This window comes from Pleionea sp. WD8-19 (assembly GCF_055326765.1).
On record NZ_JBUZOU010000007.1, the window covers coordinates 239,240 to 261,977 of the forward strand.

The window sequence follows — 22,738 nt, forward strand, 5'->3', positions numbered from 1 at the left end:
GCGAAGGATTTGTCAAAAATCGAAAAGAGTGCGCAACATCAATTTATCAGGTGATAATAGGACTGGTTCTTAAGACAATTCTTTCGGCAACGTAATAGTAAAACAAGTGCCTTTCCCTACTTCAGAAGTGAAGGTAATGTCACCGTTTAATTTATCCGAAATCAACTTTTTCACAATGTAAAGACCAAGCCCACTGCCCCCCTTACCCGCTTTGGTCGTAAAATACTTTTTGAATATTTTTTCTGCATCTTTCTGAGGAATTCCGCGACCGTTGTCTTTGATTTTTAATACTAAACTTTTCTCTTTACTGCTGGCTTCAATGTTAATCTGCCCACTTACGCCGTCATCAAACGCATGCATTAATGCATTATTGATAATATTAATCAACACTTGTGAAAGTACGCCAGTATAGGTATGAATGACCACATCGGCTGGTGCGTCAATGGTCAACTGGTGCGGCGAACGCTTCAGTTTTGGTGTCATTAAATAGGAAATATCGTTGAGAAAATGTTTAAGATTTACTTCAATAATTTTCTCGTTAAACTCACCCACAATAATGTGTTTAAAGCTCGAAACAATTTGATTCGCATAATTAATATTGGATTGAGCCATACCCAGTGAGTCACTCAATAAGCTAAAATGCTCTTCCAACACTGACTTGGTCATTTTATTGTCTTCAAATGCTCGCTTAACCAGTTTATGATTGTCTGAAAGCGTGGTAATCGCGGTATTCACAATCCCAAGTGGTGTTGACAACTCATGAGTTAATTCTCCTACCAGTTCCCCAAGATGCCGAATTTTCTCTGAATCTTCAAGTTGCTCAGCTTTTACCTGCGAGAGTTGATTTAACTCGATGTTCTGCTCGCGTAATTGAGTGATCAGCTCATCACGTATTTGCAACAACTTCTGCAATTTCAAGTGCGTCTCTACTCGAGCCATCACTTCTTCTTGCCGTATCGGCTTTGTTATGTAGTCCACTGCGCCGATGCTGAATGCCCTAACGACATCGGCCACGTCGTCTTTAGCCGTTACAAAGATAACCGGAATGTTGCGTATATTATTCAGCGACTTCATTCTTCGGCAGGTTTCAAAACCATCGATACCTGGCATCATAACATCCAGTAAAATCAAATCGGGCATAAATAACGTTGCCACCTGTATCGCCTTTTCTCCATTTAAAGCAAAAGCAATATCATACCCCTGTGTTTCAAGAATGCCCGTTAACAGCTCCAAATTTTCTTGTTTATCGTCAACAACCAGTACTTTGAGCTTCGACAGTTCCAGTGGTTCATTCGACATAAGTCACCTCATCTAAAGCTGCATCCAAACCCTCCATATCGTAGTTATTAACGAGTTCGGTTAGTTGATCACACAAAGGACCTAAACTCTCATTACGTACTCTTAACTCTTGTAATGTCTGTTTAATATGAGACATGCGATTCATAGCGCTATCCATTTTTAAGGCTTCATGTGATGCCCTGTCTATTTTATACTGTGAGTAGTCAAAAGGTTGTGAGGTAGCTTGTGCATTATTATTAGTGGGCTCCTGATCGTAGTACACATCGAATCGATCTGGAAAAACATCATATAAAATTGCGTAAATAGTCGAAAAGGAATAAGGTTTTGAAACAAATAAGTTAAATCCAATATCAATAAAGTGCTGAGTATCCAAACTTAAACTGAATGCTGATATCGCAACACAGTACAAATCTTTGAGCTTTAGCGTCTCGCGAATTTCAACTATCGCTTCATCCCCACGCATTACTGGCATCAATAAATCCAAAAATACCATATCGACGGATTCTTTTTTTAATATTTCGAGCGCTTCCTTCCCATCACACCCTTCTACCACTTCAACATCACAATCCTCAAGTAACGTTTTTATAACATCGCGATTTTCCGGATTATCATCAACGCATAAAACTTTGCATGACCTTCCCGATTTAAGTTGAATATGACTGATTTCAGTTGCCTGCTCTTTTTTTTGTTCACCATTAAAGTGCTCTATCAACGGTAAATTAAAATAGAATCGACTTCCTTTATTAACTTCGGACTCTACTTTAAGTTCACCACCCATAAGCTTGATTTGATGATACGTAATTGCCAAACCTAAACCAGTGCCTCCTTTTTCTACGCCTGCGCGCCCTTGCTGAAAATTACTAAACAATGTTTTTTTCTCGGACTCTGAAATTCCCATTCCGGTATCGCAAACTTCGAACAGAAGTCCATTATCTTGATGTGACAATCGCAACTTGATGGAGCCTCGTTCTGTAAACTTTAACGAATTTCCAAGTAAATTAATTAGAATCTGACGCAACTTACTTTGATCGCATTTAACAAAAAGCACTTCTTGCTGCGTTTGATTTTCAAATGTCCACGCTAAATGCTTTTGCTCACAACGCAGCACAAACATTTGATAGATATCTTCTATTAGCGCAATGAGGTCAAAGTCGACTTCGTGCAACTCCATCGCTCCGGCTTCAATTTTAGACAAGTCTAGAATATCGTTAATAATACCAAGTAAGTGCTCGCCAGCTTTCGACACTTTCGCCAATGTTTTTTTATGCTCTTCAGAAATATTCTTATCTCTTTCTAATAACTGTGTAAAACCCAGTATGGCATTCATTGGCGTACGAATTTCATGACTCATATTCGACAAAAACTGACTTTTGGCTTGATTGGCTTGCTCTGCCTTTTTGGTAGCTTTTTCTAACGCAAGCGTTCGCTTTGCAACTTTTTCTTCAAGCATATCGTTGTGCTGAGCAAGTGAAGCTTGTAGCGATACGGTGTTGTAGGCCACTACCAAGTTATGTGTAAGATTTTCGAGTAATTGATGCTCTTCGTTTGATATTGGCGCATCGTAATAAAGCAGTAATAACAACTGGTGGTCTGCATCGCTCGGTAACAATGGGATGGCATAGTGTTGCTCATCCATATCGCCGCTTTTATTGGGGTCGCTGAACCAAACACGACTCAACTCATCAAGTGACTCAGCTTTCGGCGGCAATGTTTTACTATGCTCTAATATTGTTGCGGGTTCCGAAGGTGAAAGCTGGATTAATGAGAAACTTGTTGCGACTTGCTCCATACTTTGCGTAAGAGGTAACGCTTCATCAATCAAAGCATTCAGCTGTTTACAATAGTTTTGTGTCTTATTACAACCTAATAACTGCTCGCTGATATTCATAATTTTTTTCAGCGAAAAATAGAAGCCGCTGGCATTTATAATATCTTCATAAGATCGTAAAGCGGCTGTGACACTGGTAATCAGTTTATCGCGAGTAAGTTCGTTTTTATTTTTATAATCATTGATATCATACCCTCGGATCACTTCCGCTTCGGGAGCACTGCCAGGTTGACCGGTACGCAAAATAATACGTACTTTCTGATCCCCCAATTCATCCCGAATATAACGAGCGACTTCCAGTCCAGCACTGGGCGTTTCCATTACCACATCAAGCAAAATAACAGCAATATCCTGCTCCTCACGCAGAAAGTTACGTGCTTCTTCGCCCGAATAACAATTGTAGAGAGATAAAGGTCGCTGCTTGTATTCGAAACCGAGGAGTGCCAGCTTTGTCACCTGATGCACATCGGGCTCGTCATCAACAATTAACAATTTCCAAGGCGTTTTACCGGTAGATTCGGAAGCGGTAGGCTCCTCCTCTTCATCGGCAAAAACGATCAGATCATCACTCATTGCAGTAAATACATATATCCAAGTTTATCGCAATAGTCTCAGTATAGTTGAATATCCACCAGTTGCTGGGTTACTCCACCTTCAAAGGTAATTGCAACCGATAACTCAGCCCTTCACCGGGCACACTTTTTACTTCCACTTGCCCCTTAAGTACGCCAGTAATCATGTTATAGACCGTATTTAAGCCTAATCCGCTGCCCCCTTTACCCAGTTTGGTGGTGTAAAAAGGATCGAATATTTTGCCAAGGTCTTGCTCTGGAATTCCGCAGCCATCGTCTTCGTATATGAGCTCTATTTGATGCTTATGCAGTTCTGCTCGAATTCGAATCGTGCCTGATGGCTTTTGCTCAAACCCATGTAACACACTGTTATTAAACAAGTTACTTAACACTTGTCCCAATGGCCCAGGAAAACTGTTCATGGTAATGTGATCTGGAATTTGACACTCTACTTTGTGCTGGGTATCGGCCAACATAGGCTTGAGAGTCGCCAACAAATCCTCAATCATTTCTTTTAAGTTGAATTCACGTTTTTGCTCGCTTGTTTGGTCAACCGCCACCTGCTTGAAGGCCGCAATTAACTCAGTAGAGCGAGCAATATTCGATTCAATCAGTTCAGCAGCATCACGTGAATTTTGTAAAAATTCCGATAGTGCTTTTTTTGTTAACTGATTTTGGTCGACTTGATTCGCCATTTGTTGCACTAAATTACGCAACGAAGAAGATGCCGTGAGCGCTGTACCAATGGGGGTATTGAGTTCGTGCGATACTCCAGATACTAAACTACCCAACGATGCCATTTTTTCCGACTGTAATAACTGTTTTTGAGCCTCTTCCAGCTGTTCTGTTTTCTCAATGACTTTTTGTTGAATTTTGTGTTGCTGCTGTAACTGGATCCAGGTGAGTATCGAGAGCAAAGTCGAAATTCCTAACCCGCCAAACAGCAGTACATTTGCAAAAGAATAATCCACTCCACCTCGATATTCCGGAAAAGTGCGCCATAAAAAATTCCATTCTTTATCAATCCCAATCACCCGAATCGGATGTTCCGAAATTGCCTGCGTCTTATCGTATTCTGAAAACAGGTTTATCGATGATTCGTTTTCTTGTAGCAATTCAAAACTTAACCCCACCGGTGTATGAAGTTGACGAATTCCATTTAACATGGTGTCTAAGTTCACCACAAAAAACAGCACACCTTCCGACTCACTGTGGGTCAACGCAAAGGCAATCAGTACTATCGCTTCGTCAAACTGATTTCGAAACACCGGCCCGACAATTGGTCGGCCCGGTGAGTCTTTGGCCTTGTTCAGTGACACATTAACCTGTTTGATATCAGGCAAAGGTCGATGGATTTGCCATAAATCTTCATTACCAGCCATTAAATCAACAATCATTAATCCGTCTGAGTTTTCACTCGCTCGCATGATCGACAATTGACGAATGGATAATTCGGTACGTTCAACGACATCGATAATGGTTGCAAACTCATCTTGGCTAATGTCATCTAGTGCGTAAAAAAGAGAGGCTACCCCTTTGAAAGTTTCATTTTCCCGGTCAAGCCAACTGAGAAAAATATTGGTAATTTGTTGCGCTTCCTGGTGCGAACGATTTTCCCAACTAATAAAGGTATTGGATTTTACTTGCGTATAAACGACTAATGTAATGCCCGTTCCTGCAAGGAATATTGCAAAGGTAACAAGGTAAATCAGACCTCTGGAGAACTTCATTAATTCACTTCCAGAATCGTGCGATAGCCGTAAGGTGCAAAGCTAAAACTGAAGTCAAACTCAGTTGCGTTGGCAGTGTTTACTAACTCGACTTCGCTGGTAAGGCTTTTTGGAAGCGCCTTTTGTTGGCGTAGTTTGAGTGCTGCATCAACCACTAACATGCCTTGAACTACCGGCGCATGACTGGTAGCTGCGAGAATATTATTACGTCGTATTTCTCGAAAGACTTGCGCATCGAGATCATAAGCCAGTAGTTTTAACGATGCCAAATCCAGTTCTTCTTTTAACTTTACCGCCACTTGTGAGATCTGTGCAGAACCAATGAGCACATCACTGTCGTGATGTAGACGCAGATAGTCTCGCAATTGTTGTTTCATTTTTTGATAATTACGTGGCAGATAAACCACTTCGAATAAAGGCAATCCAGGAAAGGTTTCGTTGGCATTGAATCCATCAATCAATGATTGATTCTTTTGCTTCTCTTCCTTATGCAAAATCAACAACACTTTATTGGACTGCTCACTCGCAATTTGAGCATTAATGTAACCCGCCAATAACCGCGCGCTGCTAAAATAATTGCTGTAAATGGAAAAAGCCGCTGATGAATTGGATTGTGGTTGTCCAATCTGGATCAACGCTACCGAATCCAGCTCTGGAACCTCCTCTGGCGATACGTTTCCGCCAATAATGATGGCGTTAGCGCCTTGCTGCTGACACTGCTCTAAGCTTATGCGGAAATGACCATTCTTCGCATCTTCGGTCAAGTTAAAGACGCGCAGGCTTGTATTCAGCGCACGTGCCTGTCGCGCCATGCCATAATTCACAGCAAACCAAAAGCTGGTATCGGCGGGCGGAATCAGTGCGCATAAACGCACAGGATCACCCGCTACAGGTTTAGTTTTCCAGTCGTAGAGAAACTCTTCGGAAGGCTGCATCTTTTTTTGGTCGTAATACAACCGTGGCACTTCCGACGCCAATAATGGCCAGTGCAGACACGAAACGAGACAGATTAAGATCAGGGCTTGCGCAGCAACTCTCATAATGGGCATAGCCGGATCGATTACGGGTTTAACTGCAAGTATAGAAGAGATCGGCGGTTAAAACCGGTAACAAGGAGAGGTTTCCCTCCCCCTGTGATTAACTAAAGGTTTGAAAGGAGTACTAACGACGTCGTCGAATTCCCAAAAGCGAGAGCAAGGCTAAAACAACCCAACTCATACTGCCATACCACTTTTTGTCTTTCTTAACACTCACAATATGTTCCGCAGTTGCCGTTAACTCCCCATCGTCAACAGTGACCTCGAATGCCAGCTCTCCGCCACCACTCGGCGCGGTAAAGTTGATTGTGCTGCTACTTGCGCCATTGATGGTCACTTCAGGCCCACTCAATTGAGTCCAACGGTAACTTAGCGTATCGTCCAAGTCCACACCGTTGGCAGAAAGCGTTACCTGCTTTTTCTCTTTTGCGGTTGTAGCACCATCGATCGTAACACTTGGAGCATCGTTTACTTCTTCTATGTACACGGAAACACTTCGAGTTACCTCGTTCGTTCCGTCACTTACAGTCACCTGAAAGTCCATTCGTTCGTGATCACTCAAATAAGGAAGTATGAAGGATACACTGTTGGTGTCTGCGCCCGACATGCTTACACTGGTTCCTGCGGTTTGCGACCAATTGTAGGTCAGTGTGTCGTCTTCATGGTCAAACGCTGTAACCGATAAATTGATGGTGCGCTGATCGTCACCGTCTTTTTCTGTTACGTAAAGGTCTTCCAGTTCCGATACCAATGGCATGGCATTTTCACACACACCGTTTTCCGCTACATTGTCGCTGAATGGCAGGTTGCTGATGTTATTAAATTGCACATCGTCGATCAGCCAACCAAAAGCGCCGGTATTCGCATCGCTGCCGATGCGGAATCGCACCTGAACCGTTGCACCATTTATTGCACCTTCGCTAATCGTGCCAGTAACCACTTGTCCGGGCCAATTGTATTCAACGAACGCATCACGACCGCCAATTTCGTCGTTAGACGAACTCACGGTGCCGTTATACCCAGGAGTAAGGCTGCCGCCACTGACCTGAGTGATATCCGTCCAATCACCACCATCAATTTGAATCTCAACCACACCCGCATCCCAATGTTGTAAATCACCGTTTTGATCTTCGCTTGATTCAAAATCATGGTATTGGAAGAAACTGAAACTGAAATCACCCGATTCGTTTACAATCACTTCTGGGCTCACCAAATAGCTGCTACCCGCAACTTCATTATTTACCCCCCATAGCATTTGGCCACGACTGAAGTAACTATCGAAAGCACCTCCATCCATACCAAAAGGCGTCATACCGCTATCGGTTACCGAAACGCTCCAGTCATAAGGTACTGCCAAACTGTTTTCAATATCGTCAAACGTTCGGGCTTTGGCTAGATCGTAGTTGGTGGTGATCGCGAAATTAATATCGTCAGGCTCCACAACATCCGCGGGGTCGGAGCCCGCTTCTGGAAAGCTTACCGTGAAGTTAACGATTTGCTCTTGTGTTGCACTGTTTAATACAACCGGCAGGGTTGCGCTAGCACTGGCGCCAAACACGTTAATCGCATCAAAGGTTAGAGTATTTCCGAGTGGATAAGTCACATCGGCGTCCGTTGCAATGGTCGCCGTGAGACCGGATAAAGCATTTGCACCCACATTTTCAATTGTGACGGTCAACAGTGCAGGTTCAGACGCATCCCAAATTTCATCATTATCACAATAACGATATTCGTTATTAAGTGCATTGGTATCCAATTGGTATGAAACCGCTTTGAATGAGCTAAGTTGCGTGCTGTAACCGTCTGCGACGCCTGCATGAGTGGTGGACCAACGATCAGGTGCGACCGCATCGAGCCCTAGTCCGCGCTTGGCAAAGGCGGCCAACATGACTTCAAAGTCAGCGCTGTCCGTTGCCGCTGCAGCAGCCAATATACCGTCTCTCGCTTCAGTAAAAGTTGGTGCATAGGGTGTCAGTTTTAAACCGGCCACCAAATAACTTTTCATGCGTTCTTGTGCTTCGGCGAAAGTCAGCTCATCGCGATTAAGCAGTGCAGCGTAAGCTTCCCATAATGCGGTTGCCCACACTTCCCCCGAAGAGTGAACCTGAGCATTAAAACTACCATCCTGACCATAACGCACGGGATGAGTATCCGGTAAGGCCACGCCACTTTCTATATGGCGGAACATCAGTCCGTTTTTGTTCAAGTCGGTGGAATAAGGCACCCGACGAATTCCGTAATAATGATCTTGTGTCGCAAAACCGGCGGCCGCATAAACCCCTTGGAATTGATCGTTACCCGACAACAATGCGTCGCTTTCTTTCACCATCATCAGTAGCGCAACGAAATCACTCCAACCTTCACCCATGCTGCGCCCCTGGTTATTCACCAGGCCCGCACCGTCGCTCACCAAGCGATTGGAAAGGTAATGGGCCCACTCATGAGCAACAATGGCGTTGTCCAAAGTACCGTCGCGATAATCCACTTCGCGACTTAGGGTTACTTCAACATCACCACCCGACATAGCATTATAAATGGAGGTACCGTCTTCAAGGGTTAAAAAAAGTGATGGTATGGTTATGGTTGCATCATCGCCACCCATGTTGATCAAGCCACCGCGATCCGGATCCGTTGCTGGCGCATCGTTGACAACAATGACGCCTATTGCACCCGCATCTTGTGCAGCTTTTACTTTTTGTGTAAATGCACACGCACCTCTATCGATTACAGCAATTTTTCCGGCGAGATCAGCTGCGTTAACAACAGACTCACATCCGTCATTTACAGGATCGGTATCGTCCTCCAAACGCTCTAATACGCCCTGCACTGTAAATTCTTGTGGGCCAAAATTAGCACCCGAAGCTTCAAAATCCCCTACTCCGGCAGCAGAAACACCTATCCCAGATTGAACAAACAAATACATTTGCATTCGCGGACTACCACCATCCGCAGGTGTTAACATATTAGCGTTATTTGTTCCGCTGTAATCTTGACCTTCAGCCAAAAGGACATCGCCTTCCTCTCCGCCTCGGCCATAATTATTCAACTGTGCATTACCAGAACGTTCATCAAAACCGTTGTCGTAAAACCAGTCGTGAAGAAAATTATTCATATAAAACAGATTCACGACAGCTGCACTTCGACCATCACTGGATAAGGCGTCATCGTCCAATGATGTGGAGTAATCAAACGTTCTATCGGCTGTTGTTGATGGCCGTAAATCACCGGTATTGAATCCGTCTGGTTCAGCGATATCGGCATACGCATCAACATTGTTTCCAGATGTGGCAGTGGCACTGGCAGTAAGCCAAGGATCATTTTTAGAAATTGGCCCGTGCGCAAGCGTAATTAAATTAGCTGTGACCGCCGTTTCAGTCACGTCATCGTTAACATCACCTGTCGGGTGAGGGGTAAGATCATTACCATACGGACCGTCAAAAGGAATATTGACACCTGATGACTCAGCGTATGTTCGATAACTAAAACTTTCATTTTCGACTAGGTTTTTACGAAATAAAATGGACCCGTCAACAGCAGAAACAACGAAGCTGTATCCAAAGTGATCCGTACTTTCTTTTTGACTGCCAATCAATTCCAAGTAATAGGCAGGAACAAGTGTTCGCTGAATCGGAAAAAACACTTTTTTCAATCTGGTTGGGCGATCAATGATCCAATGCCCCTCCGTACGAGCGTTATCGATATGAAAGGTTTGATAATTTTCTTTGGTAGCACCCACAGAAAATTCAGACAAAGGAATTTCCATCTCAAGAGTCCGAGCGGCTGCTTGTATTGCTTGACTCGCTTCGAATTGAAAAGTCAGATTTGATTTGCTTTGATTTTGCGATATTTTCTCATCGATAAAATAGCCGGATGTTGCCACTAACTGCTGATGTTTATTCATAATGACCGCAATTTGGCGACCGAATACTTCATGTCCTTGGTGCATTTGTTGGTATCGACTCACAATGAATCCCTGTGGCGATTGGTGAAACGAAATTTGTTTCGCATTGTTTACAGAGCTTTTTGATAGACCGTGCGTGTCGACGGTTAATAACACATCGCGCATTTTCTGCTGCAACGCAGCGCCACTTTTAAGTGTTGATGATGGTACGGGCTGTCTAAACTCATCTGACCAAGTAAAAGTACTCACCCCCAGTTTTTGGTCAACATGATTCTTTAAATGCTTTGAACTTAGACGCTGTTGTTTTACTGGCAAAGTCAGTCGCTGTTCATCGACAGAAGCGTTCACATCAAAATTATTCAATGTTAGCCCAGCCGCACATATTGAACTTGCTATAACACCGCTTACCGCAAGTGCAACCAGATTGATCTTATTATTAGGCATTGAGATTTCCCTTGTTGTCCCGATGTTTGGTCAAAACAACATAACGCAAATAAATGGGATAAAAAAGGTGAATATTACGTCCGTAAGCATTGAAAGTTAACATGACACCCGAATGACATTTGTCATCATTTTTCGATGACATTACTTTCTATATTCGCACGATGAAATCAGAGATACTGTTTCAACCAGGAGGAAATTTATGCCCGCACTTATAAACGTAAAGCAGTTAAAAAAAACATTTGGTAAAACCATTGCTCTCGACAATGTATCCTTACAGATTGAAAAAGGAGAAGTTGTCGCCTTGTTGGGTTCAAATGGAGCCGGAAAAACAACACTCATTAATCACTTATTGGGAAGACTTAAAACCGAAAGCGGAACCATTTCCATTGCCGGCGATAAGCCTGGTTCACTCAAAGCGCGACAACGAATTGGTGCCATTCTCCAATCGACTAAAATGCCAGGCACTTTAAGCATTGCAGAACACATCGAACTGTTTAGCAGCTATTACCCCAATCCATTGCCCTTATCTCAAACGCTAAATTTGGCGCGTCTTAATGAGATTGCCCATCGCCGTTTCGATTCATTATCGGGTGGTCAACAACAACGCCTGTTTTTCGCCTTAGCGATTTGCGGTCAACCTGAAATTGTGTTGCTCGACGAACCCACGGTAGGACTCGATGTACAGGCAAGGCGCGATTTCTGGCAATGCATTCGCCGTTTAAGTAAACAAGGCACCAGCGTATTATTGACCACGCATTACTTGGAAGAAGCCGACGCTCTCGCTGATCGTATTTTATTGCTTGCACAAGGGCGCATACAACATCAGGGCACTTCCGAGTCCATCAAAGCACAACTGGGGGGTAAGCGCTTGCGTTTTCGTTCACGATTGCCAATTGATGACTTTCGTCGTCTTCCGGCGATAACTGAAACCGATGAACGTGGCGGCTATTACGAGCTAATCAGCCACAATGCCGAACAAACCCTTTCCGCTTTGTTTCAACAGTCACTAACCATTGAAGACTTAACCGTTGAACAAGTTTCTCTGGAAGATGCGTTTTTACAGTTGTCCTCCAATAAGACCAATCAACCACAGGAGCAAGCCGCATGAACACTTCTGTTTCCGTTCCGCTATTTAAAATTTACTGGCTGGAAACACGTGCCGAATTTTTAAAAACGCTTCGTATGCCGGCGTTTGCGATCCCCAGTTTGTTGTTTCCGCTGATGTTTTATACTTTTTTCGGTTTAATCTTTAATAAAGGCGGCATGGGTGGTCAGGCATCAAGTTACTTGATGGCGACTTACGGCGTGTTTGGCATTATTGGGCCTTCGTTATTTTCTTTTGGTGTAGGCGTTGCCATCGAAAAAGATCAAGGCTGGCTCGCATTAAAACAATGCAGTCCCATGCCAATTTCAGCTTATTTTATTGCACGCATTTTAAGTTCCATGTTGTTTGCCTTAGTCATTGTTTTTGGCTTGTTTACTTTAGGTGCAATATTTGGCGACGTTACTTTACACCGCTGGCAATGGGCGTTAACACTCATTACATTGCTCTTGGGTAGCTTACCTTTTTGTGCTCTGGGGTTGTGGTTAGGTTTCGCATTAAAAGCACAAGCAGCGCCGGCCATAGTGAATTTAATTTATTTGCCGATGGCTTTTCTGTCCGGGTTGTGGATTCCGATTCAATTGTTTCCGGAAATGATGCAGACAATGGCCTGGGCGCTACCGGCGTTTCATCTCTCACAAATTACTTTAGCGATACAAAATCAGCACTTAAATTTTAATGTGCTGTGGCACCTTAGTATTTTATTTGTCATGACGAGCGTGTTTCTTTTATTGGCGTTGCGCGCCTTTCGCAACCAGTCAGCCGCTTAACAGGAGAAAGTCGGATGAAGCCCTTAGTTATTTTTAGCACGCTGTTAGCTTTGGTAGTTGGCGGTTTGTTTTTATTACCAACGCCAACCGTTACCCCCGAAAGTTCGAACGAAAAAATAGCGGATAGTATTCAGACAAGTACCAAAGCACATAAAACGGATCAGAACAGCCTACAAACGGCAAAGTCGGTGAACTCACCAACCCTGGCCTCTTTCGATCAACACCTGGTTTCGGCACTGGATATTCCTTTCTATGCTACCAGTGACGAAATATTGCAAGGCAACTCAAAAGCCAGCATTGAATGGACTCAACAAGGTTGCAATGGCGAAGGCGCCTTAAAAGCGAAAGGCAGCATAGGTACCTTATTCCCTTATCCCTGGGCGGGAACTATTTTAACGTTCAGTAACGATATGTCGGTGGCTTATGATGTGAGTGGCTTTAACCAGTTGCAATTTGATTTTAAAACTCCAAATGACGGACGTTATCGCATGCTGGTGTTCAATAAAGGCGTGCAACGACCACACGAAATTTACCTCGATGGTACAACACAATGCCAAACGACCGTCATCGACTTTAATCAGTATCCTGCTATCGATTGGCAAAACATTACCGCTTTCGCCTGGGTTGCCAATAAAGGTATGGAGACTTTTGAGTTCACATTGGATAATGTCGAGTTACGATAATTCACCAAACTGGTCAATGAAAAAACTGCTATTAACCATTCACCACTTTCTGTTACCAGAGCAGGAGCAGGCCGGATTCCTGCCCTACGTCTGGCTCAGTTACCTATCGATTTATTTTTTCAATTATATTTTTCGTAAACCGGAGCAATTTGAAATTATTGCGTCGGCTCTCGGTATTGGTGTGTTTTTGATACTTTATTTTTCCATTTATCGGCGCAAGCTGCCGGGGCAAATTTTGCATATTGCCGGCATGTTTGCCATAGGTTCACTGCTGGCTTTTGTGAACCTTGGCGCAAGTGTATTTTTTGTGTTCGCGGCCTCGTTTTGTTCACGCTTTCGTAACCCACGTTGGGGATTTTACGGCATAGGTGTGATCGTATTACTGATTGCCTTGCAATCCTGGTTATTTCACTTTCAGGCGTACTTTTATCTGCCAGCCATTTTTTTCAGTGTGTTGATTGGTGTTTCCAATATTTACTGGACGCAAATGGCCATGAAAAACATTGAACTGGAAGCTTCGCAAGAAGAAGTTCGACATTTGGCGACCAGTGCCGAGCGCGAACGCATCGCCCGCGATTTACACGATTTGATCGGTCATACCTTTGCGCTTATCAGTAAAAAAGCGGAGCTCGCAAACAAACTCATTGCTCAACATCCGGATAAGGCAAAAAACGAAATGACCGATATCGAAAACATCAGTCGCCAATCGTTAGCCAAGGTGCGCGAAGCCGTTTCGGGTTATCGAAAAACCGACTTTTATCACGAAGTGATGCAAGCAAAAGTATTGTGTCGAGCCGCGGAAATTAAGTTGAAAGAAAACATCGCACAAATAACCATTCCAGACACTATCAGCGAAGCACTCGGCTACGTAGTGAAAGAATCCATGACCAATGTGGTGCGGCATAGTCAAGCCAGTTGCTGCCAGATCAACTTTTCTGCTGTAAAAGATCATTTGCAATTATCTATCGCAGATAACGGCCAAGACGCCAAGCTAGTACCCGGCAACGGCTTAAGCGGAATGCGTGAACGAGTAGAACAATTGCATGGGCAAGTTTCCTTTTCCTCAAACAAAGGCATTGAGATTAAAGTGAACATTCCACTGCAACCCAGTACTGAACTTTCATTGAAGGAACAAACCACTCATGAGTGATCTAAAACTGATAAATCTGGTCATTGCCGAAGATCAAACTCTGTTGCTCGGTGCCATTGCCACACTGCTCGATCTGGAAGATGATATTCGGGTTATTGGCAAAGCGTCCAACGGTGAAGAAGCGCTAAAATTAGTACAGGAATTACAACCGCATTTGTTGCTAACGGATATTGAAATGCCGAAAATGACAGGGTTGGAAGTTGCGCAACAGTTGCACCGGAATAAAAACAGCACACAAGTGATCATTTTGACAACTTTTTCACGCGCCGGATACTTACGACGGGCAATGGAAGCCGGTGTACGCGGTTACTTACTGAAGGACTCACCCAGTGATGAACTAGCAGCCGCCATTCGCAAAGTCATCGGTGGTCGCAAAGTGATTGATCCGGAACTGATCACCGAAGCCTGGGACGCTGAAGATCCGCTGACCGAAAAAGAACGAAAAGCACTCAAACTGGCGGCCGATGGATTATCCACTGAAGCCATTGCGTCGCAGATGCATTTGTCTTCCGGAACGGTTAGGAATTATTTATCGAATGCAGCCAGTAAACTTAATGCATCGAATCGTATTGAAGCCGCGCGCATCGCTCGGCAAAAAGGGTGGTTGTAGATAAAAAAATCCCCGCACAAAGCGGGGAAACTGTGACAAATGTTCTGCTAAACCAGGGAGAATAGTAGACGGACAATCACAAATTAATAAACGTTAACGGGTTGGACATCTCTGCCCGAAGATGGTTCTTGCTCACCATAAACTCTTTTCTCAACCGACGCTGAGTCAATCATTTCTTGTTCAATAAACACCGTTTTTTGTCGTGGCTTGCTCTGGCTGATGATCACACCTACCAGCACAACCAAAGCACCGGCGTATTGCAATGGACTCAACGTTTCATCGAGCAGCAACCAACCAAAAAATAAGCAGGCCAGGGGTAATAAATTCAACCACGCTCCTGCCTGACTGGCAGTCATTTGACCAAGCGAATAGTTATAGCAAGTGAAAGCAATAATGTTGACACCCCAAGCCAAAAACAATATCGCCATGGCACCGTCCCAAGAAATCGTCGCAGGAATGGTATCGCCACTGATGTAAACGGCCGGTAAAAAGAAAACGCTTCCAACGAACGTTTGAATACCGGTTAAAAACAAGGGCGAATAACGATGCATCAATTTACGCGCGACGATGCTGTAAGCTGCAGCGAACCCAATAGCGCAAAATTCCAAAAAATTTCCCAACATCGGGTTGGGAGCACTCTCAGTAGCTTCACCTGTCAACGATAACAACATAGCACCAGCAACCGCTACACCACAGCCGGTAATTAAGCGTGCTGTAACTTTCTCATTTAAAAAATAGTATGCCGCTACGGCCACCATCATAGGTTGCAATGAGGTGATCATCCCCGCTTCAGAAGCCGTCGTATAAGTCAAAGCCAGACCTTCAAAAACAAAGTACAAGCAGGGTTCACAAAGTGCCAACACCATAAACCAGACCCAGTCACCACGCTGGTATTTTTCTTTACGAAAGACAGGAATAAAAAAGAACAAAACGGCAGCAGCCAGAATCATGCGCAAGAACACCGTCAACATAGGACCGAATTCTGCAACCGCTACTTTCATCACCACAAAAGAACTCGCCCAGATAACAATTGCCAATAAGAGCGCCGGCAACGCAAAACGCTGTACATTAAACGACGACATTCGCATCATAACGCTACCTCCTCGGTGAAGTTTAATTAAACCAACTGTGGTTAAAAAACAGTCATGTGTATGACAAGGCGGCGTATATTAGCGATTTGCGATGATTCTGAACAACGAATCTTTTTAAGGTTTGAGATTAGATTTTCTAATCTGAATCAGTGACTGTGGGAAGTTTGCGAAGAAACAATTTCTTTGAGTTGTTGTGTTACCCAGTCGGGAGCATCTTGAGGCAAATCGTGTCCCCCCCAATCATGCACATAACTCTTTGAATGATAAAAAGAAGCTAATTGCTGACTGCAGCGAGGTGAAACCAAATTGTCGGCCTTAGAGTAGATAACGGAAACCTCTGGTAACAAGTTTTTGGGGGGCGGAGCAAAATGCAACCCTGCCCAGATCTGTCTTATCTGATTGGTAATTTTCACAGGGTGCTTTTGCGCGATGGCGGTCCAATCGTGAACAACCTTGGGATCCAAAGGACGACGGTTACACGTTAAGGCATAAATGGACTTTTCCTTGATACGTTGTGAAAAGCGCATAAGCACTCCTGGATAACGCCATGCTTTATACACTTGCAAGCGCAGATAAAAGGGACTCAGATTGCTGCTGGAGTTAATCACCACTACGTGCTGGAAGCGATCCGGCTGTAATGCGGCCCAAGTGAGTGCAATCATACCGCCTAATGACAGCCCAACAAGAACGGCAGACTCTTGTGAATCACAGAGCTGTCGTTCCAAACTTGATATGTAGTCGGCCAAATGGTTTGGGCTTTCAATTTGGTGCAGTATACCTGTACCGGGCAGATCCGGTGTTTCAATCAAGGCACGGGGAAACTGACGTTTCATGTGTTTAAGTAGCGGCTTCCAATGCAGTTGGTCACGCCCTAGTCCTCGTAACAAGATAAATCGCATCTTTACTACTCCTGCAACGGTTACTGATCTCGAGTTCACAATTTCGATGCCATCTACTCCACAGGTGACTTTAAGTAAGTCGAAGAAAATCCTTTTAAATAACAGTGTACGACACATCGAAAAAACCCATAAGAGCTCGATGACGCCGCAATGTCCGTATCAGCCAATGCGACATCATGGGATTAAACAATCCTTTAAAATTTTAGCAGTTGTTATGACCTTTTTTTAATCCAGTGCTCTCAGCTCGATCAGTCGATGGTGTCAGCTTTGCCAAACTTCAGGTCAACAAGGACAATTTGCTCCTCATTCAATAACGTTTAAATTGTTGAGATGACATTTTAAAATCCATAGGATGAGTCCGTGCCACATGATAGATTATTTGCCGCGACTCAGATCCATTCACTGATAATTGGAGCCCAAATGAATTCAAAAATGCTCGCCCTAATGACTCTTTTTACCAGCGCTTTTGCCAGTGCTGTCGATACTCAACTGACCGTTCGCGTGCTTGCCAAAGATGCTAAATTCATTGGCACGAGTATGGACGGTGCCGAAGTCATCATAACCGATAGCCTCTCCGGCAAATTACTGGCAAAAGGCCTTACTGAAGGAAAAACCGGTGACACAAAAGTGATCATGAAGTCTCCTCGAACGCGCAACAGTCGACTGAGCGATGAGAAAAGTGCTGCATTCGCAACAACCATAGATATCGATCAACCGACAAAAGTGACCATCAGTGCCCGCGGACCGCTCAACCTCGGTGACAACGCTTCTCGCGTCTCGCAGGAGCTCTGGCTGATCCCGGGCAAACACATGCAACAAAATGACGCTATCTTGCTGGAAATTCCAGGCTTTTACATAAAATCCAGTTTGTTGGACACTGCTAAACTCGACTCTTCGATCGAAGTGACCACGGAATTGCGCATGATGTGCGGTTGCCCCATCGAGCCAAAAGGCATGTGGGACGCAAACCAATATGAAGTAACCGCTTATTTGTTGAGAAATGGTAAAGAAATTTCGAGAAAATCGATGAATTTTGTCGATGTAAGCGAATTTAACGTCAAGTTTGATGTTTCCGAACCTGGCAACTATCAAATCGTTACTTTTGCTTATGATCCAGCCACATCCAACACCGGCGTGGATACACTTTCGTTTAAACGTTAATCAAAAACTGGCGACTTTATGTCAAAAAAGCCACTCATCCGACCTCATACAGCAAAAACTTGCCGGCATTTTCGCTAAAAGTGCCGGTAAATCCACATTTTTCTGAATTTACTCTAGACTTCATCATCAGCCTTATGCAAAATTGGCTCTAACTTGCAAAGCGTGGCGTTTTGCAGATTTTATTCGTTATTTAGCGACAATTACCGAGATTTATTCGATATGCTTCAATTTTTGCTGCTCAATGGCCCTAACCTGAACCTATTGGGTAGCCGCGAGCCGGAAAAGTACGGCCATCATACGTTACAAGATATCGAAGATCTCACCCGTCGTTGTCTGAACGAATACAAAATCACACTGCAATGCTTTCAGAGTAATGCCGAACACCAGTTGATTGACAGGATCCATCAGGCAAAAGTGGAGCAAATTGCCTACATCCTATTTAATCCGGCGGCATTTACGCATACCAGTGTGGCTTTAAGAGACGCCCTGTTAGCGGTAAACATACCCTTTACTGAAATTCACCTAACCGATCCGAAAAGCCGTGAGCCTTTCCGTCAGGTGTCTTACTTTTCCGATATTGCTCAACAGGTGGTATCGGGACAAGGGGCAATGGGGTATGAAATTGCCGCGCAACAAGCAGCAGAATTTGTTCAGTCGCGTGAATCACTTAAGAGCTCATAGTTCGCTATTTACGCAGTAGTCGTTTTCACATTACTCCAATAATAAGGTCACCATTATGGATATTCGTAAAGTTAAAAAACTCATCGAATTACTTGAAGAGTCCGGCGTTGCCGAAATTGAAATTAAAGAAGGCGAAGAAAGCGTTCGCATCAGTCGAGCGAGTTCTGCGCCTGCACCTGTCGCCATGGCACCAGCACCAATGGCTCCGGCTGCTCCAGCAGCTGCCGCCGCAGCGTCAGCGCCTACGGCAGCAGCACCTGCCGCTGAAGAAAGTCATTTGCCTTCAGGCACTCCAGTGAAATCACCCATGGTAGGAACCTTCTATCGTTCCCCGTCGCCAGGCGCTAAACCATTTGTAGAAGTTGGTGATCAGGTCAACAAAGGCGACACGCTGTGTATCGTAGAAGCCATGAAAATGATGAACCACATTGAGTCGGAAGTTTCCGGCGTCGTAAAGGCCATTCTGGTAGAAGATGCCGAGCCGGTAGAGTACGACGAAGTTCTGTACATCATCGAATAATTTTTAGCGCTTAACCAATATTTAGGTGGACTCATGTTAGAGAAAGTCCTGATTGCCAATCGCGGCGAAATTGCGCTAAGAATATTACGCGCCTGTCGTGAACTGGGCATAAAGACTGTGGCAGTGCATTCCACAGCCGACGAAAATTTAATGCACGTCAAACTCGCGGACGAATCGGTCTGTATCGGGCCAGCTTCACCAATGCAAAGCTACCTCAACATTCCGGCCATTATTGCCGCCGCCGAAGTGACCGATGCGGTTGCCATTCATCCCGGTTATGGCTTTTTGGCAGAAAATGCCGACTTTGCAGAGCAGGTGGAAAAGTCCGGCTTTACCTTTATCGGTCCCAAAGCCGATACCATTCGTTTAATGGGAGACAAGGTTTCCGCTATCGATGCAATGAAAAAAGCCGGAGTACCTTGCGTACCAGGTTCAGGTGGACCTTTAGGTGAAGACGAAAAAGAAAATCTAGCCATCGCCAAACGTATTGCTTATCCCGTTATCATTAAAGCTTCCGGTGGTGGCGGTGGGCGTGGTATGCGCGTTGTACGCAACGAAAAAGAGTTGATTTCTTCTATCGCACTGACCAAAAATGAGGCGCGAGCCGCTTTCGGCAACGACATGGTGTATATGGAGAAGTTTCTCGAAAATCCACGACATGTCGAAATCCAAGTGTTGGCCGATAACCACGGCAACGCGATTTACTTGGGCGAACGAGATTGCTCGATGCAACGCCGCCATCAGAAAGTGGTCGAGGAAGCGCCAGCACCGGGTATCACCGAAGAAATGCGTCGCTATATAGGTGAACGTTGTGTACAAGCTTGTAAAGAAATCGGTTATCGAGGAGCAGGTACCTTTGAGTTTCTTTACGAGAAAGGCGAGTTCTTTTTCATTGAAATGAACACTCGCGTACAGGTGGAGCATCCGGTAACTGAACTGATTTCTGGTGTCGATATTATCAAAGAACAATTGCGCGTGGCCGAGGGTCAACCGCTGTCGTTCAAACAAGCCGATATCAACTTGAAAGGCCATTCCATCGAGTGTCGAATCAACGCCGAAGATCCGGAATCCTTTATTCCATCACCCGGCACCATTACGACTTACCATGCGCCAGGTGGCCCAGGCGTACGTTGGGATTCGCACATTTACGCCGGCTACAAAGTGCCGCCGAATTACGATTCCATGATCGGTAAACTGATCACTTACGGTGAAACTCGAGAAGTTGCCATGGCACGTATGCAGATGGCTCTGGAAGAAGTGGTTATCGGCGGTATTAAAACCAATATCGAATTACAAAAGCGCATTATGGCCGACGAAAATTTCCAAAAAGGTGGTACTAATATTCACTATTTGGAAAAGAAACTGGAAAAAGAAAAGCAGCTTTAAGCTTTTATACGATGAATTAAAAGCCGCGAGTTTTCGCGGCTTTTTATTTATTCCTGGTTATTCATCATCATTTTTTACTGACAGCCTTGCCGAAAAATGATTACGTTTAGAAAGCACATAAGATTGTTCACTGTTCTTTGTTTTTAATTTAAAAATATTATGATGATTAGGTAAAAAGTCAAACGCCGTAATTGCAACTTTTAGAGTTTGCATATCCTCATTTGACCCTCCTAACTTAAACAGAGCGTCAGTTTGATGCGCTCCTATTGTTACTCTCTGAAACGTAAGAAAGCATTTTTCAATGGCACTTTCAATAATAATTGAACGCTTCAAATATTCACTTAACCAGCTTTCTAACTGAATTGACTCATCATATTCATGCACGTTACTCATTAAACTTAGTTTGCGAACGGCACTTTCAATTGTGGATGTCGATAGACTGACCCGTAATTGATATTCCACTCCATGCTTTTGTAATGTATAAAATGAAATAGCGCTATTGTGAGCAGATAGCGGAAGAATGCTTAACAAAGTAAGCGTTCTAACCACCCGAAAAAGTCGTCTTAGTTTAAAAGTCATTGCTGATTCTCCAGCTCAATTCGTAATTGCTCTTTTGCGAAAACGCCTTTTAAACACAATGGAATATTAACGTCTCGAACTTTATCGGCATGATAATGGTAAATACCAAATGGATACTCTTTAGTTGCGCCAAAATGTCCATTACACTCATCCAGTGAATTGACGGTTCGTCCCCCCAATACCGTTGCTCCGTAAATTGGAAAGCTATCCATGGCGTATCCGATCATTTCATCGGCTACACGTTGCGGAACACTGCGACAGGAAACGTCAAAAATACTGTTGTAAAGTAATTGTTCGTTTATCGTCTCTGCAAAAATATGCGAATGATAAAAACCTTCATTTAAGTGTCCACCACAGGGATCTAAGGCAGGAATACTTCCAACACCTGTTGGAGCACCTGGAATACCATTCGCTACCGAAGGAGGTAGACCATTAATGGGTACACCAAACAAAGACAGTCCCACAATATGAGATGCATCGGCCATATCTACAGGTTCAGCGGCCATTCGTGGCAAAAAAGGAAAACGGTAAATGAGTCTTAAGTTCGACTGTTTTTCTGTTTCGATACAATAAGACAATTCAGGATCCATTTGCGGTGGTTCGGGCGGAGCGATCATGACAAATCGTACATTCCCTTCTTCATCAATAATGTCGTAACCATCGAACTCCATATCTTCAAACAAACTTCGATTAAGAACCCTAAGACCAGGATTCGTTTTTCCGTCGTAAGGATAAATACCTCCTGTATCATCAATAGTTTTTGGGCAGTATGGACCATCATCCATCGGTGTTCCTTTTACAGCTATTTCAATACACCAGGAGTTGGAGCCATTGTTCAGCTCACAAGTAACAAGCTTCGGAGGCAATGATAAGTTTTCATAGTTAAACAGAAAAGGCATCATCACCGGCATTCCTGGTAAATAACTTCTATCTCGAGAAAAAATATTAACCGTGCCGAAAAGTAAAACGATTGCTACTAAAAAGCGCAGCCCTGAGATTAAATGTTGCATACTTTATCCTTTATGCCATTGAGTCATTCCATTAGAAGAACAATCCTATTATGAGTTCGCGGAACGTTGAGAAAAATGATGATTTATAAATGGATGAGATAGAAAAGGCACATAATTGAAAATAATTAAATTAAAATTGATATTTCAAACGAAGTGCGATTCGAGGGCGTTCAGAATTCTGTGTCAGCCTAAAAATTAAAGTTCTAGTTCACCATCTAATCGACCTTCAAAGTGGATGGCCAGTTGTGACAATGTCAGGTTCCAGTTTTGAACTGGCATTGTCCA

General features: G+C 43.9%; 18 protein-coding genes. 9 read left to right on the plus strand and 9 right to left on the minus strand.

Annotated elements, in window-relative coordinates; genetic code table 11:
- Window positions 1–69: 69 nt before the first annotated feature.
- The 5 genes from ACTUJY_RS11060 to ACTUJY_RS11080 form a co-directional block, all read right to left on the minus strand.
- Window positions 70–1,299 (minus strand): sensor histidine kinase, encoded by a 1,230-nt coding sequence (locus tag ACTUJY_RS11060; RefSeq protein WP_463616147.1) that lies wholly within the window; start codon window positions 1,297–1,299, stop codon window positions 70–72.
- Window positions 1,289–3,700, minus strand: coding sequence for a response regulator (locus ACTUJY_RS11065; RefSeq protein WP_463616148.1), 2,412 nt, complete (start codon window positions 3,698–3,700; stop codon window positions 1,289–1,291). Before ACTUJY_RS11065 ends, ACTUJY_RS11060 begins: the two co-directional genes overlap by 11 nt.
- A gap of 70 nt (window positions 3,701–3,770) precedes the next feature.
- Window positions 3,771–5,429, minus strand: a complete 1,659-nt coding sequence (locus ACTUJY_RS11070) for a sensor histidine kinase (protein ID WP_463616149.1) — start codon at window positions 5,427–5,429, stop codon at window positions 3,771–3,773.
- Window positions 5,429–6,478 (minus strand): substrate-binding domain-containing protein, encoded by a 1,050-nt coding sequence (locus ACTUJY_RS11075; protein ID WP_463616150.1) that lies wholly within the window; start codon window positions 6,476–6,478, stop codon window positions 5,429–5,431. The genes ACTUJY_RS11070 and ACTUJY_RS11075 overlap by 1 nt, the downstream gene beginning before the upstream one ends.
- A gap of 112 nt (window positions 6,479–6,590) precedes the next feature.
- Window positions 6,591–10,811: a M36 family metallopeptidase gene (locus ACTUJY_RS11080; RefSeq protein ID WP_463616151.1), complete on the minus strand. Its 4,221-nt coding sequence runs from the start codon at window positions 10,809–10,811 to the stop codon at window positions 6,591–6,593.
- Between the two features lie 199 nt (window positions 10,812–11,010).
- Here ACTUJY_RS11080 and ACTUJY_RS11085 point away from each other — a divergent pair, with 199 nt between their 5' ends.
- From ACTUJY_RS11085 to ACTUJY_RS11105, 5 genes are read left to right on the plus strand one after another with little or no spacing between them, the layout of a single operon-like run.
- The gene (locus ACTUJY_RS11085) at window positions 11,011–11,919 is read left to right on the plus strand and encodes an ABC transporter ATP-binding protein (protein ID WP_463616152.1); all 909 of its coding nucleotides are present in this window, start codon (window positions 11,011–11,013) and stop codon (window positions 11,917–11,919) included.
- The gene (locus tag ACTUJY_RS11090; protein ID WP_463616153.1) at window positions 11,916–12,683 is read left to right on the plus strand and encodes an ABC transporter permease; all 768 of its coding nucleotides are present in this window, start codon (window positions 11,916–11,918) and stop codon (window positions 12,681–12,683) included. Before ACTUJY_RS11085 ends, ACTUJY_RS11090 begins: the two co-directional genes overlap by 4 nt.
- A 14-nt stretch (window positions 12,684–12,697) precedes the next feature.
- Window positions 12,698–13,366 (plus strand): hypothetical protein, encoded by a 669-nt coding sequence (locus ACTUJY_RS11095; RefSeq protein WP_463616154.1) that lies wholly within the window; start codon window positions 12,698–12,700, stop codon window positions 13,364–13,366.
- Window positions 13,332–14,516 (plus strand): histidine kinase, encoded by a 1,185-nt coding sequence (locus tag ACTUJY_RS11100; RefSeq protein WP_463616155.1) that lies wholly within the window; start codon window positions 13,332–13,334, stop codon window positions 14,514–14,516. The genes ACTUJY_RS11095 and ACTUJY_RS11100 overlap by 35 nt, the downstream gene beginning before the upstream one ends.
- Complete coding sequence (locus ACTUJY_RS11105) at window positions 14,509–15,126, plus strand: response regulator (protein ID WP_463616156.1); 618 nt, start codon at window positions 14,509–14,511, stop codon at window positions 15,124–15,126. The genes ACTUJY_RS11100 and ACTUJY_RS11105 overlap by 8 nt, the downstream gene beginning before the upstream one ends.
- Window positions 15,127–15,209: 83 nt before the next feature.
- Here ACTUJY_RS11105 and ACTUJY_RS11110 read toward each other — a convergent pair whose 3' ends face one another.
- Both ACTUJY_RS11110 and ACTUJY_RS11115 read right to left on the minus strand, forming a co-directional pair.
- A complete protein-coding gene (locus tag ACTUJY_RS11110; RefSeq protein WP_463616157.1) occupies window positions 15,210–16,217 on the minus strand; it encodes a DMT family transporter in 1,008 nt (335 codons plus the stop codon).
- Between the two features lie 146 nt (window positions 16,218–16,363).
- Window positions 16,364–17,116 carry an alpha/beta fold hydrolase gene (locus tag ACTUJY_RS11115; RefSeq protein ID WP_463616158.1) on the minus strand — a complete coding sequence of 251 codons (753 nt, stop codon included), beginning with the start codon at window positions 17,114–17,116 and terminating at the stop codon, window positions 16,364–16,366.
- Between the two features lie 420 nt (window positions 17,117–17,536).
- Here ACTUJY_RS11115 and ACTUJY_RS11120 point away from each other — a divergent pair, with 420 nt between their 5' ends.
- The 4 genes from ACTUJY_RS11120 to accC all read left to right on the plus strand — a co-directional run bounded on the left by ACTUJY_RS11120 (window position 17,537) and on the right by accC (window position 20,864).
- Window positions 17,537–18,277, plus strand: coding sequence for a hypothetical protein (locus ACTUJY_RS11120; RefSeq protein WP_463616159.1), 741 nt, complete (start codon window positions 17,537–17,539; stop codon window positions 18,275–18,277).
- A 219-nt stretch (window positions 18,278–18,496) separates the two neighbouring features.
- Entirely contained in the window at window positions 18,497–18,958 is a 462-nt protein-coding gene (locus ACTUJY_RS11125) for a type II 3-dehydroquinate dehydratase (protein WP_463616160.1), read from the plus strand.
- Window positions 18,959–19,013: 55 nt separating this feature from the next.
- Window positions 19,014–19,478, plus strand: a complete 465-nt coding sequence (gene accB, locus ACTUJY_RS11130; protein WP_463616161.1) for an acetyl-CoA carboxylase biotin carboxyl carrier protein — start codon at window positions 19,014–19,016, stop codon at window positions 19,476–19,478.
- A gap of 33 nt (window positions 19,479–19,511) precedes the next feature.
- On the plus strand, window positions 19,512–20,864 hold the full coding sequence (accC, locus tag ACTUJY_RS11135) for an acetyl-CoA carboxylase biotin carboxylase subunit (protein WP_463616162.1): 1,353 nt from the start codon (window positions 19,512–19,514) through the stop codon (window positions 20,862–20,864).
- A 57-nt stretch (window positions 20,865–20,921) separates the two neighbouring features.
- Here accC and ACTUJY_RS11140 read toward each other — a convergent pair whose 3' ends face one another.
- Together ACTUJY_RS11140 and ACTUJY_RS11145 are read right to left on the minus strand one after the other, a co-directional pair.
- Window positions 20,922–21,443: a hypothetical protein gene (locus ACTUJY_RS11140; RefSeq protein WP_463616163.1), complete on the minus strand. Its 522-nt coding sequence runs from the start codon at window positions 21,441–21,443 to the stop codon at window positions 20,922–20,924.
- Window positions 21,440–22,453, minus strand: coding sequence for a YHYH protein (locus ACTUJY_RS11145; protein ID WP_463616164.1), 1,014 nt, complete (start codon window positions 22,451–22,453; stop codon window positions 21,440–21,442). The genes ACTUJY_RS11140 and ACTUJY_RS11145 overlap by 4 nt, the downstream gene beginning before the upstream one ends.
- Between the last annotated feature and the right edge of the window lie 285 nt (window positions 22,454–22,738).

Bases quoted from the DNA above. Each gene is read 5' to 3' on its own strand.
- ACTUJY_RS11070 (WP_463616149.1), bottom strand. From the start codon at position 5,429: ATGAAGTTCTCCAGAGGTCTGATTTACCTTGTTACCTTTGCAATATTC.
- ACTUJY_RS11105 (WP_463616156.1), top strand. From the start codon at position 14,509: ATGAGTGATCTAAAACTGATAAATCTGGTCATTGCCGAAGATCAAACT.
- ACTUJY_RS11110 (WP_463616157.1), bottom strand. From the start codon at position 16,217: ATGATGCGAATGTCGTCGTTTAATGTACAGCGTTTTGCGTTGCCGGCG.
- ACTUJY_RS11065 (WP_463616148.1), bottom strand. From the start codon at position 3,700: ATGAGTGATGATCTGATCGTTTTTGCCGATGAAGAGGAGGAGCCTACC.
- ACTUJY_RS11085 (WP_463616152.1), top strand. From the start codon at position 11,011: ATGCCCGCACTTATAAACGTAAAGCAGTTAAAAAAAACATTTGGTAAA.
- ACTUJY_RS11095 (WP_463616154.1), top strand. From the start codon at position 12,698: ATGAAGCCCTTAGTTATTTTTAGCACGCTGTTAGCTTTGGTAGTTGGC.
- ACTUJY_RS11140 (WP_463616163.1), bottom strand. From the start codon at position 21,443: ATGACTTTTAAACTAAGACGACTTTTTCGGGTGGTTAGAACGCTTACT.
- ACTUJY_RS11060 (WP_463616147.1), bottom strand. From the start codon at position 1,299: ATGTCGAATGAACCACTGGAACTGTCGAAGCTCAAAGTACTGGTTGTT.
- accB (WP_463616161.1), top strand. From the start codon at position 19,014: ATGGATATTCGTAAAGTTAAAAAACTCATCGAATTACTTGAAGAGTCC.
- ACTUJY_RS11080 (WP_463616151.1), bottom strand. From the start codon at position 10,811: ATGCCTAATAATAAGATCAATCTGGTTGCACTTGCGGTAAGCGGTGTT.
- ACTUJY_RS11090 (WP_463616153.1), top strand. From the start codon at position 11,916: ATGAACACTTCTGTTTCCGTTCCGCTATTTAAAATTTACTGGCTGGAA.
- ACTUJY_RS11145 (WP_463616164.1), bottom strand. From the start codon at position 22,453: ATGCAACATTTAATCTCAGGGCTGCGCTTTTTAGTAGCAATCGTTTTA.
- ACTUJY_RS11125 (WP_463616160.1), top strand. From the start codon at position 18,497: ATGCTTCAATTTTTGCTGCTCAATGGCCCTAACCTGAACCTATTGGGT.
- ACTUJY_RS11075 (WP_463616150.1), bottom strand. From the start codon at position 6,478: ATGCCCATTATGAGAGTTGCTGCGCAAGCCCTGATCTTAATCTGTCTC.
- accC (WP_463616162.1), top strand. From the start codon at position 19,512: ATGTTAGAGAAAGTCCTGATTGCCAATCGCGGCGAAATTGCGCTAAGA.
- ACTUJY_RS11115 (WP_463616158.1), bottom strand. From the start codon at position 17,116: ATGCGATTTATCTTGTTACGAGGACTAGGGCGTGACCAACTGCATTGG.
- ACTUJY_RS11120 (WP_463616159.1), top strand. From the start codon at position 17,537: ATGAATTCAAAAATGCTCGCCCTAATGACTCTTTTTACCAGCGCTTTT.